15 protein-coding genes and 1 tRNA gene are annotated in these 11,922 nt (G+C 68.9%); 6 read left to right on the top strand and 10 right to left on the bottom strand.

Annotated features, from left to right (window positions below):
- Positions 1-81: 81 nt before the first annotated feature.
- Genes AC3WJT_RS11260 through AC3WJT_RS11245 form a run of 4 tightly spaced genes read right to left on the bottom strand, consistent with a single transcriptional unit; the run spans position 82 to position 2,782 of the window.
- Positions 82-705 carry a class I SAM-dependent methyltransferase gene (locus AC3WJT_RS11260; protein ID WP_492343208.1) on the bottom strand — a complete coding sequence of 208 codons (624 nt, stop codon included), beginning with the start codon at positions 703-705 and terminating at the stop codon, positions 82-84.
- 1 nt (position 706) lies between these two features.
- Entirely contained in the window at positions 707-1,153 is a 447-nt protein-coding gene (locus AC3WJT_RS11255) for an NUDIX domain-containing protein (protein ID WP_492343207.1), read from the bottom strand.
- The gene (locus AC3WJT_RS11250; protein ID WP_492343206.1) at positions 1,153-2,166 is read right to left on the bottom strand and encodes a S1/P1 nuclease; all 1,014 of its coding nucleotides are present in this window, start codon (positions 2,164-2,166) and stop codon (positions 1,153-1,155) included. The genes AC3WJT_RS11255 and AC3WJT_RS11250 overlap by 1 nt, the downstream gene beginning before the upstream one ends.
- 31 nt (positions 2,167-2,197) lie before the next feature.
- Positions 2,198-2,782, bottom strand: a complete 585-nt coding sequence (locus AC3WJT_RS11245) for a glutathione S-transferase family protein (protein ID WP_492343205.1) — start codon at positions 2,780-2,782, stop codon at positions 2,198-2,200.
- Positions 2,783-2,875: 93 nt separating this feature from the next.
- Between AC3WJT_RS11245 and AC3WJT_RS11240 the strand changes: the two genes are divergently transcribed.
- Both AC3WJT_RS11240 and AC3WJT_RS11235 read left to right on the top strand, forming a co-directional pair.
- Positions 2,876-3,391, top strand: coding sequence for a 3D domain-containing protein (locus tag AC3WJT_RS11240; protein ID WP_492343204.1), 516 nt, complete (start codon positions 2,876-2,878; stop codon positions 3,389-3,391).
- A 1-nt stretch (position 3,392) separates the two neighbouring features.
- Positions 3,393-3,689 (top strand): putative quinol monooxygenase, encoded by a 297-nt coding sequence (locus tag AC3WJT_RS11235; protein WP_492343203.1) that lies wholly within the window; start codon positions 3,393-3,395, stop codon positions 3,687-3,689.
- A gap of 16 nt (positions 3,690-3,705) precedes the next feature.
- Here the strand turns inward: AC3WJT_RS11235 and AC3WJT_RS11230 are convergent, their stop codons facing one another.
- Genes AC3WJT_RS11230 through cobA form a run of 5 tightly spaced genes read right to left on the bottom strand, consistent with a single transcriptional unit; the run spans position 3,706 to position 7,870 of the window.
- The gene (locus AC3WJT_RS11230; RefSeq protein ID WP_492343202.1) at positions 3,706-4,443 is read right to left on the bottom strand and encodes a phosphoadenylyl-sulfate reductase; all 738 of its coding nucleotides are present in this window, start codon (positions 4,441-4,443) and stop codon (positions 3,706-3,708) included.
- A complete protein-coding gene (locus AC3WJT_RS11225) occupies positions 4,443-4,943 on the bottom strand; it encodes a DUF934 domain-containing protein (RefSeq protein ID WP_492343201.1) in 501 nt (166 codons plus the stop codon). Before AC3WJT_RS11225 ends, AC3WJT_RS11230 begins: the two co-directional genes overlap by 1 nt.
- Positions 4,927-6,585 (bottom strand): nitrite/sulfite reductase, encoded by a 1,659-nt coding sequence (locus AC3WJT_RS11220; protein WP_492343200.1) that lies wholly within the window; start codon positions 6,583-6,585, stop codon positions 4,927-4,929. The genes AC3WJT_RS11225 and AC3WJT_RS11220 overlap by 17 nt, the downstream gene beginning before the upstream one ends.
- Before the next feature lie 5 nt (positions 6,586-6,590).
- Positions 6,591-6,953 carry a DUF2849 domain-containing protein gene (locus tag AC3WJT_RS11215; protein WP_492343199.1) on the bottom strand — a complete coding sequence of 121 codons (363 nt, stop codon included), beginning with the start codon at positions 6,951-6,953 and terminating at the stop codon, positions 6,591-6,593.
- On the bottom strand, positions 6,950-7,870 hold the full coding sequence (gene cobA / locus AC3WJT_RS11210) for a uroporphyrinogen-III C-methyltransferase (RefSeq protein ID WP_492343198.1): 921 nt from the start codon (positions 7,868-7,870) through the stop codon (positions 6,950-6,952). Before cobA ends, AC3WJT_RS11215 begins: the two co-directional genes overlap by 4 nt.
- Before the next feature lie 173 nt (positions 7,871-8,043).
- Here cobA and gcvA point away from each other — a divergent pair, with 173 nt between their 5' ends.
- The 3 genes from gcvA to AC3WJT_RS11195 all read left to right on the top strand — a co-directional run bounded on the left by gcvA (position 8,044) and on the right by AC3WJT_RS11195 (position 11,407).
- Positions 8,044-9,000 carry a transcriptional regulator GcvA gene (gcvA, locus tag AC3WJT_RS11205; RefSeq protein WP_492343197.1) on the top strand — a complete coding sequence of 319 codons (957 nt, stop codon included), beginning with the start codon at positions 8,044-8,046 and terminating at the stop codon, positions 8,998-9,000.
- A gap of 61 nt (positions 9,001-9,061) precedes the next feature.
- Entirely contained in the window at positions 9,062-9,334 is a 273-nt protein-coding gene (locus tag AC3WJT_RS11200; protein ID WP_492343345.1) for a chorismate mutase, read from the top strand.
- 51 nt (positions 9,335-9,385) lie between these two features.
- Positions 9,386-11,407, top strand: a complete 2,022-nt coding sequence (locus tag AC3WJT_RS11195) for a S9 family peptidase (protein WP_492343196.1) — start codon at positions 9,386-9,388, stop codon at positions 11,405-11,407.
- Positions 11,408-11,413: 6 nt separating this feature from the next.
- Here the strand turns inward: AC3WJT_RS11195 and AC3WJT_RS11190 are convergent, their stop codons facing one another.
- Positions 11,414-11,755: an Hpt domain-containing protein gene (locus AC3WJT_RS11190; protein ID WP_492343195.1), complete on the bottom strand. Its 342-nt coding sequence runs from the start codon at positions 11,753-11,755 to the stop codon at positions 11,414-11,416.
- Positions 11,756-11,839: 84 nt separating this feature from the next.
- Here AC3WJT_RS11190 and AC3WJT_RS11185 point away from each other — a divergent pair.
- Positions 11,840-11,915: transfer RNA gene (locus AC3WJT_RS11185), tRNA-Lys, on the top strand.
- The last annotated feature ends 7 nt before the right edge of the window (positions 11,916-11,922 follow it).

Genomic DNA, 11,922 nt, shown 5'->3' with positions numbered 1-11,922 from the left:
GACGCTCCATTTGAGGGAGGCCGCACGGGAGCGTCAACCGGCGATGCAGTTCCCGTGCAGATGATCCGGCGGCGGTCGCGTTCAGGCCGCGATGGCCTCGCCCCACTCGCTCCAGCCCAGCACTCGCGGCGTACCCGGCAGGTACATGCGTTCACTGCTGGTCACGGTGAAGCCGGCCCCCAGCACCGAGGCGGTGATCGGTCGTGTCAGGTGACAACCGCCGGCGATGGCCTTCCACATCGGCTCAAGTCGGCCCTGCCATTTCGCCACCCCGGCGTCGGGCGCCAGGCCATGCTCGCAGAACAGGAACCGGCCGCCGGGCTTCAGCACCCGCTTCGCTTCCGCCAGCGCCGTCGACGGCGACTGGACCGAGCAGAGGGTGAAGGTGCAGACCACGCAGTCGAAGCTTTCGTTCTCGAACGGAAGGGCCTCGGCGGTCCCCTTCTGGATATCGACCTTCAGCCCTTCCGGCCGTTCCGCCGCCAGGGCGAAGGCGCGCAGCTCGTCCGAAGGGTCGACCCCGGACACGCTCGAGACCTTCGCGGGATCGTAGTACTGCAGGTTCAGCCCGCCGCCGATGCCCAGCTCCAGCACCTTGCCGGCGGCCTTCGGCACCACCTTCACGCGCTGTTTCATGATCGGCTTGCTGGCGCAGGCGCAGCCGATGAGTTTCGGCATGATGTGCCGGTCGTAGAAAGACGTCATTTCAGCCCTGCCCCCGCATCCATTTCGCCACCGCCCAGGCATGCCCGTCATGCCGCAGCCGGCGGATCGCTTCTGTCGGATCAACCCACACCAGCGTGTGGTCGTCCTCGATTTTGAGCGTCTCGTCCTCGGCTGTCACCTCGACCGTGTAGACGCCGGCGATGTTGTTGACCGGTTCTCCGTCGGACAGGACGAAATACTGGCGGATTCCGGTGATCCGGGAGCCGGCGGTCACGACCAGGCCGGTCTCCTCGCCGAACTCGCGGATCAGGGCCTGAACCTCGTCCTCGCCGGGATCGATCGCGCCGCCGGGCAGGTCGAGATAGTCGCCGCCGTCATCCGGCGTCACCCGGACAACAGCGATCGTCCCGGCGCGCGAGACGATGCCGAACGCTGCGGGGCGCTCGCGATGCGTCCGGCCGGCGAGCGGTTCGCCGAACTGCGGCATCAGTCCTTGCCCACCATGGATTCCCAGGGATCGACCTTGCCGGATTCGACATCGGCGACGCTGACTTCGGGCCAGCCGACCTTGGCGTTGGCGCTGGCGCGCCAGCCCTCGACGATCATGTCGCGCAGCTCCGATGCCCCCGCGCCGACCCGCTTTGCCGCAAAGTCCGCGCCGCGGGCGTCGCCGGGCTTGAACTCCCCGGCCTTCCACATGCGGTAGAACGGCAGGACGAAGGTGTTGGTCGTCGCGAGGTAGGCGACCGTCCGCTTCTCGATCGGGCAGCCGCAGCTGACGAAGGGAGTCATCGCCGCGCGCGCCGCTTCCGGCGTCACCGCGCCCTTCACGTAGGAGCCCTCCCAGGGCACGTGAACTCGGTCGGTCGTGAAGCCCTCGGGGTTGGGATAGTCGCCCCAGCCGTTGTGATGGACCGAGGTGTGCAGCGGCTGGGAGCCGTCGCCGATGTAGTGCGCCAGATTGGCCAGGTTGGCGATCAGCAGCGCTTCCCGGCGCGCGCGATCGCGCTTGTACCAGGCCTTTTGCGCGCCCTTGGCCCGCTTGATCATGGCGGTGTCGACCCGCCAGTAGCCGAAGTCCTTCACCAGCTGCTGCCAGGTGTCGACAATCGAATACTGCAGGTAGCCGGCCTTCCATGTGTCGGTCCTGGCCGCGCGCAGCGTGGCTTCATAGTCCGCGCGGGTCTGCGGCATGTCGGTGAACAGCGGCCCGCCCATGACGCGCCCCTCGTCGTCGATGTCGATGTAGTGGGCTGGATCGCGGTTGCTGTCGTGGATCTTGCCGGAGCCCTTGGAGCGGTCCGGCTCGCGCGCCAGCTCGCCCATATCCGCCATCGCCTTGGGTCCGCGCAGGAAGGCCGGAACCTCGTCCGGAAGCGTCTCAACAGCCAGCACCCCGATGATCCGGTGCCCGGTGTTGCCCCAGGACGCGGCGGCGACAGGAGTCAGGCAAAGCGCCGTAACGGCGGCGAAGGCGGCAAGACGGTAGGCAAGTCGCATGGATCAGGACCTCAAACATCCAGGCCCCGGTCTAGGCGATCCCCAGCGCGGCCTCCACGCGCCCGATCCAGGCGACCACTCGCGGATAGTCCGCCAGATCGAAACCGCCCTCGTGCGCCACCCGGGTATAGGCGACCAATGAGACGTCGGCGAGACTAACCTGATCACCGACGAGGAAGGCGGTGTCTTCGAGCCCGTCCTCAAGCCGCTGCAGCGCCGCGCGCCCCCGTTCGACCAGCTTGCTGTCCAGCTCGTGGCGAGGCTTGCCCAGATAGGCCATCTGGAACCGGGCCACGGCGACGTAGGGCTCGTGGCTGTACTGCTCCCAGAACAGCCACTCGAACATCTTCGCCCGGTCGTAGGAATCGGCGGGAATCAGCGCCGATCCCTCGGCCAGATGGACAATGATGGCGTTCGATTGCGCCAGCGCCCGGCCGTCCGGCAGGATGACCAGCGGCACCTGACCGGCCGGATTCAGGGCCAGGAAATCCGGCGTCCGTGTCTCGCTGCGCAGCACGTCCAGTTCGCGCCAACGGTATGGAATCGCGAGCTTTTCCGCCGTCCATTTGACCTTCAGGCAGTTGCCAGAAATGCTGTCGCCGTAGACCGTGAGCATCGCCTCGCTCTCCTATGGGTTGATTCGTTCGGGTTGTTTCTCGCGCCGATGGCGGCTAGACAGCGCCTCCGAGAAACAAACAGGGGGGCGCGTTTGAAACGCATCCTGCCATGCCTCGCCGCGCTGGCTCTGGGGACGTTCACCCCGCCGGCGTTTGCGCAGTCCGCGGTCGATCCGATCGCTGACCTGATTCAAGACGCTCTCCAGGACTCCGCCCCGGCCGCGCCGGAGCCGACGCCGGACTGGGTTCTGAAGGCCAGCCTCTACCACGGCGGCGCGCCGGGGGTCGGCGGACGGGACTCGCTCGGCTGCCCGACGGTGGCGATGCGCACCGCCGCGATCGACCGGGCCATGATTCCCCGCCGCACCATCCTGTTCATCAAGGAAACGGTCGGCATGCCGATGCCGGACGGCTCGGTGCACGACGGCTACTGGTACGCCTCCGACGTCGGCGGCGCGATCAAGGGCAACCGCATCGACCTGTTCACCGGCTCGGGCCGTGGATCGATGGCGCCGATGATGAAGCTGAACATGCGCGCCGTGACCGTCTCGAAGGTCGGCACGTTCGAGGGCTGTCCCAAGGCCGATCGGAAGATCGCGGCCCGCTGAGATGGTCGTCGTCACCGGCTGGATCCTCGCCCGGCCCGGGACGCTCGCCGAGCTGATCACCCTCTGCCAGGCGCACAGCCGTCGCTCCCGCGCCGAGCCCGGCTGCATCAGCCATGACCTGTATATCGACAGCGAGAACGGTCTGAAGCTGTTCTTCTTCGAGCGCTGGGCGGACCGCGCCGCGCTGGAGGCCCATTTCGCCGTGCCGGAGTCGAATGACTTCATGCGCAGAGTGCGCTCTCTGTCTGCGGGTGGCTCCAGGGGGCCGGAAATCCTGGACATCGTTCCCTCTCTCTGAGGGGAGAGGGAAGTTCCTAGATATCCCCGCCCACATTTGGCGGCGATGGCGCGCGGGCGACGTGGATGCCGCACTCGGTCTTGTCCTGGCCGGCCCAGCGGCCGGCGCGGATGTCCTGGCCCTCTTCGACCGGCTTGGTGCAGGGCCAGCAGCCGATCGACGGAAAGCCCTGCGCCACCAGCGGATGGGCCGGCAGATCAAACTCGGCGATATAGGCGTCGAGGTCGTCCTTGCCCCAGTTGGCCAGCGGATTGAACTTCAGCTGGTGCTCGGCCTCCTCGACGACCGACAGGCGCAGACGGTCGCCGCCGTGGAAGCGCTTGCGGCCGGTGATCCAGGCGTCGAAGCCCTCCAGCGCCTTGTCCAGCGGGATCACCTTGCGGATGTTGCAGCAGGCGTCGGTGTCGGTCTTCCAGAGGTCGGCCTTGGGATCGTGCACGGCGATGTCGGCGAACCGCGGACGCAGGTCGCGCACGTCGGTCAGGCCGAGCCGCGCGGCCAGCTGCTTGCGATAGTCGAGGGTCTGGCCGAACAGCATGCCGGTGTCGAGGAACAGCACCGGGATGTCCTTGCTGACCTGGCTGGCCAGGTGCAGCAGCACCGCCGACTCCGCCCCGAAGGACGAGACCAGGGCCAGCCGCGACCCGAACTCCGCATAGGCCGCCTCGATGACCGTGCGCGGATGGGCCGCGCGCAGTTCGGCGTCCAGGCGGGCCGCCAGGGAGGGCGACCGCTCGAGTTGATCGAAGGCCATCAGCCTCGCTCCTCGAAGACCGGCGGACGGGCGTCGACCGCCCGCTGGTAGACATGACGGAACCGGCCGGCGGCGGCGGCCCAGTCCTCCGCCGTCGCGCCGTCGGCTGGCGCGAACGCATCCATGCCGCACCGGACCATGAACCCGGCCTGCTCGCGCAGGACATCGCCGACCGCCCTCACCTCGCCGCCATAGCCCAGTCGCTGACGCAGCAGGGTGGCGGAGGTGTAGGCGCGACCGTCGCGGTATTTGGGGAAGACCACCGCCACCAGCGCCAGGCGCGGCAGGTCGTAGGCCAGGTCCTCGACGGCCTCGTCGGGCTGGACGCGTACGCCAACCGCCCGGCCGGCGCCGATCAGGGCGTCGCCCTCGGCCTGGAACCGGGTCAGCGACAGGATCACCGCACCGTCGGCGGGAATGGCGTCCTCGTCGGCGATATCGGTGAAGACGTCTTCTGCAGACGAGAAGCGGCCGTCGGCCAGCTTAATGAGCGTCGGCATAGACGGCCTCCTTGAACGGAGCCATGCCCAGGCGACGGACGGTGTCGAGGAACCGCTCCTCGCCCGTGCGGGCCGAGAGGTAGGTGTCGACCAGCGCCTCGATGGCGTCCGGCACCTTGTCAGCCGACATGCCCGGGCCGAGGATCTGCGCCAGAGAAGCGTCTTCCTGTCCCGAGCCGCCGAGGCTGAGCTGGTAGAATTCCTCGCCCTTCTTGTCGACGCCGAGGATGCCGATGTTGCCCACATGGTGGTGGCCACAGGCGTTGATGCAGCCGCTGATCTTGATCTTCAGCTCGCCGATCAGCTCGGCGCGGTCGGCGTCCTCGAACCGCTGGGCGATGGCCTGGGCGATCGGGATGGCCCGCGCGTTGGCCAGGGCGCAGTAGTCCAGTCCCGGGCAGGCGATGATGTCGCTGATCAGGCCGATATTGGGGGTGGCCAGACCGGCCGCCTCCAGCGCCGCATGCACGGCGGGCAGGTCGTCCAGCTTGACGTGCGGCAGGACCAGGTTCTGCTCATGCGTCGCCCGCACGTCGTCGAGGCTGTAGCGCTCGGCGAGATCGGCGACGGTTTCCATCTGCTCGGCGGAGGCGTCCCCCGGCGTGGCGTGGTGGGCCTTCAGCGAGATCTCGACGATGGCGTAGCCGGGCTTCTTGTGCGGCTTGACGTTGTTGCGCGCGAACCGGGCCAGCGCGGGGCTGGCGGCCCTGGCGGCTTCAAACGCCTCCGAACGGGCGGGCAGGCTGTCGAACGCCAGCGGCGTGAAGGCGCCGCGGATACGGGCGAGTTCCGTGTCGGGCAGATCGGCCGGGGCGGAGTCGATCTTCGCCCACTCCTCCTCGACCTGACGGGCGAACTCCTCCTTGCCGAGGGCCGCGACGAGGATCTTGATCCGCGCCTTGTAGATGTTGTCCCGCCGGCCGTGGCGGTTGTAGACGCGCAGAATGGCCTGCAGGTAGCTCAGCAGGCTGCCGACCGGCAGATGCTCGCGGATCGTCGGTCCGACGTAGGGGGTGCGCCCCTGCCCGCCGCCGACGATCACCTCGAAGCCCAGCGCGCCGTCGCGGCCGCGGCGCAGCACCAGGCCGATGTCGTGCACGCGGGCCGCCGTGCGGTCCTTCGCCGAAGCGGTGACCGCGAACTTGAACTTGCGCGGCAGGAAGCTGAACTCCGGGTGGAGCGTCGACCACTGGCGGATTACCTCGGACCAGACGCGCGGGTCGTCGATCTCCTCGGCGGTGGCGCCGGCATAGGGGTCGGCGGTCACGTTGCGGATGCAGTTGCCGCTGGTCTGGATGGCGTGCAGGTCGACCTCCGCCAGCTGGTCGAGGATGTCCGGCGTATCGCCCAGCTTGATCCAGTTGAGCTGAAGGTTCTGGCGGGTCGTGAAGTGGCCGTAGCCCTTGTCGTAGGTGCGCGCGATGTGGGCCAGCCGGCGCAGCTGGCGGCTGTCCATCGAGCCATAGGGGATGGCGACCCGCAGCATGTAGGCGTGCAGCTGCAGGTACAGGCCGTTCATCAGCCGCAGCGGCTTGAACTGGTCCTCGGTCAGTTCGCCGGCCAGTCGCCGGGCGACCTGGCCGCGGAATTCCGCCGCCCGGTCGGCGACGAATTCCCTGTCGATAGCGTCGTAGCGATACATGCGGGCTACTTCCTGCGGATCAGATCGACACGGCCGGTCGAGCGGGCTGCGCCGGTGGCGGCGAGGATCGCCTCGACGCCGGCGCCGCCTTCGGCCTGCTTGCCGTGCGTGGGTTCATTGGTCGGGCCGAGCGCGCGCAGGCGCTCGCGGTAGCTGACAGGCGCCCAGCCCCCGGGCGCCTCGACGATATCGATCAGGTACGGATCGACGATCACAGTGGGCTGGCCCTTCGCGGTCTCGACTGCTGCGGGGCCGTCGGCGTCGTCAACGGCGAAGAACTGGGCGTCGGCGAAGCGCTCGATCCAGGCGCCGGCCTTCCAGAACACGACCTCGCCGTCGATCAGGCGGTTGGCGGTGAGGGCTTTCATTGACCTGCTCCCGATCCTCCCCGCTTGCGGGGAGGGGGACCGCCGAAGGCGGTGGAGGGGAGTCGGTGCACGGACTCCTCTCCACCATGCTCCGCATGGTCCCCCTCCCCAGCGATGCTGGGGAGGATTGAGGAAGAGAGGGCGAGGGCCATAGCCTCGCCGACGATCAGCAGAGCGGGGCCGGAGAGGCCTTCAGCCGTCGCGGCCAGCGCGCCCAGCGTCGTCGGATAGCGCGCCTCATCGGCGCGGCTGGCGTTGACGACGATCAGGGCCGGGGTGGCCGGGTCGCGGCCGGCGGCGGTCAGGCGCTGCGCGATCAGGCCGGCGGTCGACAGGCCCATGTAGATGACGACGGTCTGGTTGGCGCGGGCCAGATGGTCCCAGTCGAGGTTCGGGTCGCCGTGCGCGGCGTGGCCGGTGACGAAGGTCACGGCCTGGGCCAGCCCACGATGCGTCAGCGGCGCGCCGGCGCTGGCCGAGGCCGCCAGGGCGGCGGTGACGCCGGGGACGACCTCGCAGGCGATGCCCGCGGCGCGGCACTCTTCCAGTTCCTCGCCGCCACGGCCGAAGATGAACGGGTCGCCGCCCTTGAGCCGGACGACATCCAGACCCTGGCGGGCGAAGGCGACCAACAGGCGGTTGATGTCGTCCTGCGGCAGGGTGTGGCGGCTCTTGCGCTTGGCCACGTCGATCAGGCGCGCGCCCGGCGCGGCCATGGCGAGGATGTCGGCTGAGACCAGACCGTCGTGAACGATAACCCCGGCCGCCGCGATCAGCCGCGCGGCCTTGAGCGTCAGCAGCTCCGGATCGCCGGGGCCGGCGCCGACCAGCCAGACCTTGCCCGGCGCGGTCGCGGTCGTGACACCATCAAGCGCGACGAGGCGACGGGGCTGGGATGCGCGGGAGACCCGGGACATGGTGCGATAGTTTCTCTATAAGGACAGACGAGTCGGGGCGGGACGAACCGGAACGGTCCGCCCCGCCACTCGTCCGCTGGCGAAAGGGCCGTTAAGCCACCGGACGGTTGCAAACTGGGTTCGCGGCGCCCACTTCGCAAACCAAGAGTTCTGCCGGGGGCCTCAGGATTTCTATGGAACGATCAAACGAGCGCCGACGGCTTCCACCGCTGAACGCGCTGCGCGCTTTCGAGGCCGCCGCGCGCCACCTGAACTTCAGCCGCGCGGCCGACGAACTGTCGGTGACGCCGGGCGCCGTCAGCCAGCAGATTCAGAACCTCGAGGATTACGTCGGCGCGGCGCTGTTCAAGCGCACGCCCAAGGGGCTGTTGCTGACCGACGCCGCGCAGACCGCCCTCCCCGCCCTGCGCGAAGCCTTCGACCGGCTGGCCGAGGCCGCCGGCCTGCTGACGGCCGCCGTCGACGGACGCCGCCTGACCCTGACCGCAGCCCCGTCCTTCGCCGCCAAGTGGCTGGTGCCGCGCCTGGGCAAGTTCGAGGAGGCTCAGCCGCAGGTCGACGTCTGGCTGAGCGCCGGGATGGAGGTCGTCGATTTCGCCAGCGGCGAGGTCGACCTGGCCATCCGTTACGGCGGCGGCCGCTATCCCGGCCTGGAAGTCACGCGCCTGCTCAGCGAGACGGTGATTCCGGTGATCAGCCCGGCGCTGCTGGCGACCCATCCGCTGGACGATCCCTCCGAACTGACCGGCCATATCCTGTTGCATGACGGTTCGCCCGACGCCGACGATTCCTGCCCTGACTGGGCCATGTGGCTGGCGGCGCGGGGCATCAAGACGGTCGACGGCACGCGCGGCCCTCGCTTCAACCAGTCCAGCCTGGTGATCGAGGCGGCGGTCAACGGCCGGGGCGTGGCCCTCGCCAAGCGCACCCTGGCCCAGGCGGACCTCGATGCGGGACGACTGGTGACGCCGTTTCCCATCGCCACCGCCGTGGACTTCGCCTATTACGTCGTCCACCCCAAGACCAAGGGACGACTGCCGCAGGTGAAGGCGTTCGTCTCCTGGCTTTCCTCGGAGGCCGCCGCCCATGAGGCGGCCCTCCAGACCATGGACAACGGTGCCGGTATCTGACGTGGCCAGAGATGTTTTGAACGCGACGGGCGACCGCATCGCGCCCCTCGAATGCACCACCATGGCCGAGGTCCGGCAGGGTGTTGACGCCCTCGACCGCGCCCTGGTCGCCCTGCTCGCCGAGCGTCAGGGCTATATGGACGCCGCCGCCCGCATCAAGCCGGACCGCAATGTCGTGCGCGACGAGGCCCGCATCGAGGACGTGGTGAGCAAGGTCAAGGCCGCCGCCCGCGAGGCCGGCCTCTCCGAGGCCATCGCCGAGCCGGTCTGGCGCACCCTGGTCGACCGCTGCATCGCCTACGAATTCGGCGTCTGGGACCGCACGCGGGGCTAGCTCCAGCGGCCGGAATCCGCCCACCCTTCGCGTTCGCGGGGGAATTGCGACATGCGACGCTGGACAGCGGTTGTCATCGGTTTGATCGGCGTTGCGCTGGTCGCCTGGGGTCTGACGCGGCGGCCTCCCGCCAAGCCTCCCGCGCCGCAGACGAACGCCGCCTTCACAGTCGCGGACCTGCATCGCATCTCGGACGTCGCCGAGCCGGTGTTCGCCCCCGACGGTGCGAGTCTCGTCTACAGCGTTACCACCGACAATCTCGAGACCGACGCACAGGTCAGCGACCTGTGGCGCGTCGACTGGGCGACCGGCGAGGCCAGCGCGCTCACCAAAACGCCGAAGGCCAGCGAGTGGGCGCCGTCGTTCAGCGCGGACGGTCGCTGGATCGTGTTCCTCGGCGACAAGGACGGCGAGAGCGACACCCAGCTCTGGCGCATGCCCGGCAAGGGCGGCAAGGCCCGGCAGGTCAGCGAGGTCCCCGGCGGCGTCAGCGACTACGCCCTCTCGCCCGATGGCGAGAAGGCCGTCGTGGTCGTCGAGACTGGCGGCCCCGAAGCCAACGCCGCCGGCACGACGCCGCCGATCGTCATCGACCGCTACCAGTTCAAGGAAGACACGCGCGGCTACCTCGACGCCCGCCGCCAGCAGTTGCTGATCGTCGATCTGAAGACCGGCGAGACGACGCCGCTCACCCGCGGCGACTTCGACCACTGGCTGCCGGCCTGGTCGCCGGATGGCAAATCGATCGCGTTCGTCTCGAAGCGCCGGGGTCCGGATCCGGACCGCAATCTGGACTTCGACGTGTACGTGGTTCCGGCGAGCGGTGGCGAGCCACGCCGGATGGGCGACTTCGCCGGCGCGGACTCCGACCCGGGCTGGGAATCACGGCCCGACTGGTCGCCGGATTCGAAGCGGCTGGTCTGGCTGCGCTCGGCCGAGGACAAGTGGATCTACTACAGCCCCTGGCAGATGGTGGTCGGCGATGTCGCCACAGGACGGGCGGCGCCGGTCGCCTGGATCGACCGGTCGGTGAATCACCCGCGCTGGTCGCCGGACGGCAGGAGCCTGCTGGCCCTGATCGAGCAGGACCGCGACACGCTGCTGGCGCGGATCGACCCGGCCAATGGCCGTATCGACTACCTGACCGGCGGCCGGCGCTTCGCCTACGACTTCGCCGCCGGCGCCGACGGACGCATCGCGGTCCTCGATGGCGCCAGCGATGCCCCGAATGAGCTGCGCACCGTGGGACCGGGCTCCCGCCCCCTGACCCGCCACAACAGCTGGCTGGCGGGCCGCAAGCTGGCGACGACCCGCGATGTCAGCTTCCTCAGCGACGGGATCGAGATCCACGGCATCCTGACCCTGCCGCCCGGCTACGACCCCGCCAAACGCTACCCGACGATCGTCAGGCTGCACGGCGGGCCGGTCTACCAGTACAGCCACGAATTCATGGCCGACTGGCAGCTCTATGCGGCCAACGGCTACGTGGTGCTGGGCATCAACCCACGCGGCTCCTCCGGACGCGGCTTCGACTTCGCCCGCGCCATCTACGCCGACTGGGGCAATGTCGATGTCCGCGACATCAAGGCCGGCGTCGACTGGCTGATCGCTGCGAACATCGCCGATCCCGAACGGCTGGGCGTCGGGGGCTGGAGCTATGGCGGCATCCTGACCAACTACGTCGTCGCCAGCGATCCGCGCTTCAAGGCGGCGATCAGCGGGGCCGGCATGTCCAACTTCCTCGGCGGCTACGGCGCCGACATGTACATCCGCGAGTACGAGCTCGAACTGGGCCTGCCGTGGCGCAACACCGAGACCTGGACGCGCCTCAGCTATCCGTTCCTGCACGCCGACCGGATCACGGCGGCGGTCATGTTCCAGTGCGCGGAGGAGGACACCAACGTTCCCTGCCTCGGCGCGGAGCAGATGTACCAGGCGCTGAAGTCGCGGGGACTGAACACCCGGCTGGTGGTCTATCCGGGCGAGTTCCACGGCGTCTCGACGCCGAGCTACCGGGCCGACCGGCTGACGCGGAATCTTGCCTGGTATGACCGGTTTCTGAAGGCGCGGTAGCCCGCCCTACCCCTTCAGCGACCGCAGCGCCCGCTCGTGGCGGTAGGCGGCGATGTCGAAGAGCGCGGCGTCCAGCGCAGCGTGCACGTCGGGCAGCGCATGAATGCCCTGGATCTCCGCCCGCTCGCAGGCGTCGCCCAGCGCATGGGCTCCGACGCCGCGCGCGGCGCCCTTCACGGTGTGGACCGCGTCGCGCCAGGTTTCGGAGGTCGAACTGATCATCGGCGACCACATCTGGGCCTGTTCCTGGAACAGCCCGAGGACCTCGTCGATCACCTCTTCGTCGCCCGCGGCGAACTGTTCCAGATACGGAAAATCGACCGCCCCGGTAATGTCGCGTCTGGCCATCAGTATCGCCCTTGCGTCCCCGGAACTTTCGGCTATGTTCCGCGCCCTCGCCGCCGGGCCTCGCAGAGCCCCGTCCGTCGATACGGGTGCATAGCTCAGTTGGTAGAGCAGCTGACTCTTAATCAGCGGGTCGTAGGTTCGAATCCTACTGCACCCACCACTTTTCC

Source organism: Caulobacter sp. FW305-C-30-S16, assembly GCF_058783025.1.
The sequence above is the reverse complement of the archived record's forward strand: the minus strand, read 5'-3'. Positions and strand labels throughout refer to the sequence as shown.

Coding starts and splice junctions, on each gene's coding strand:
- gcvA (WP_492343197.1), top strand. CDS start 8,044: ATGGAACGATCAAACGAGCGCCGACGGCTTCCACCGCTGAACGCGCTG.
- AC3WJT_RS11255 (WP_492343207.1), bottom strand. CDS start 1,153: ATGCCGCAGTTCGGCGAACCGCTCGCCGGCCGGACGCATCGCGAGCGC.
- AC3WJT_RS11195 (WP_492343196.1), top strand. CDS start 9,386: ATGCGACGCTGGACAGCGGTTGTCATCGGTTTGATCGGCGTTGCGCTG.
- cobA (WP_492343198.1), bottom strand. CDS start 7,870: ATGTCCCGGGTCTCCCGCGCATCCCAGCCCCGTCGCCTCGTCGCGCTT.
- AC3WJT_RS11230 (WP_492343202.1), bottom strand. CDS start 4,443: ATGGCCTTCGATCAACTCGAGCGGTCGCCCTCCCTGGCGGCCCGCCTG.
- AC3WJT_RS11245 (WP_492343205.1), bottom strand. CDS start 2,782: ATGCTCACGGTCTACGGCGACAGCATTTCTGGCAACTGCCTGAAGGTC.
- AC3WJT_RS11260 (WP_492343208.1), bottom strand. CDS start 705: ATGACGTCTTTCTACGACCGGCACATCATGCCGAAACTCATCGGCTGC.
- AC3WJT_RS11200 (WP_492343345.1), top strand. CDS start 9,062: ATGGCCGAGGTCCGGCAGGGTGTTGACGCCCTCGACCGCGCCCTGGTC.
- AC3WJT_RS11225 (WP_492343201.1), bottom strand. CDS start 4,943: ATGCCGACGCTCATTAAGCTGGCCGACGGCCGCTTCTCGTCTGCAGAA.
- AC3WJT_RS11215 (WP_492343199.1), bottom strand. CDS start 6,953: ATGAAAGCCCTCACCGCCAACCGCCTGATCGACGGCGAGGTCGTGTTC.
- AC3WJT_RS11220 (WP_492343200.1), bottom strand. CDS start 6,585: ATGTATCGCTACGACGCTATCGACAGGGAATTCGTCGCCGACCGGGCG.
- AC3WJT_RS11190 (WP_492343195.1), bottom strand. CDS start 11,755: ATGGCCAGACGCGACATTACCGGGGCGGTCGATTTTCCGTATCTGGAA.
- AC3WJT_RS11250 (WP_492343206.1), bottom strand. CDS start 2,166: ATGCGACTTGCCTACCGTCTTGCCGCCTTCGCCGCCGTTACGGCGCTT.
- AC3WJT_RS11235 (WP_492343203.1), top strand. CDS start 3,393: ATGGTCGTCGTCACCGGCTGGATCCTCGCCCGGCCCGGGACGCTCGCC.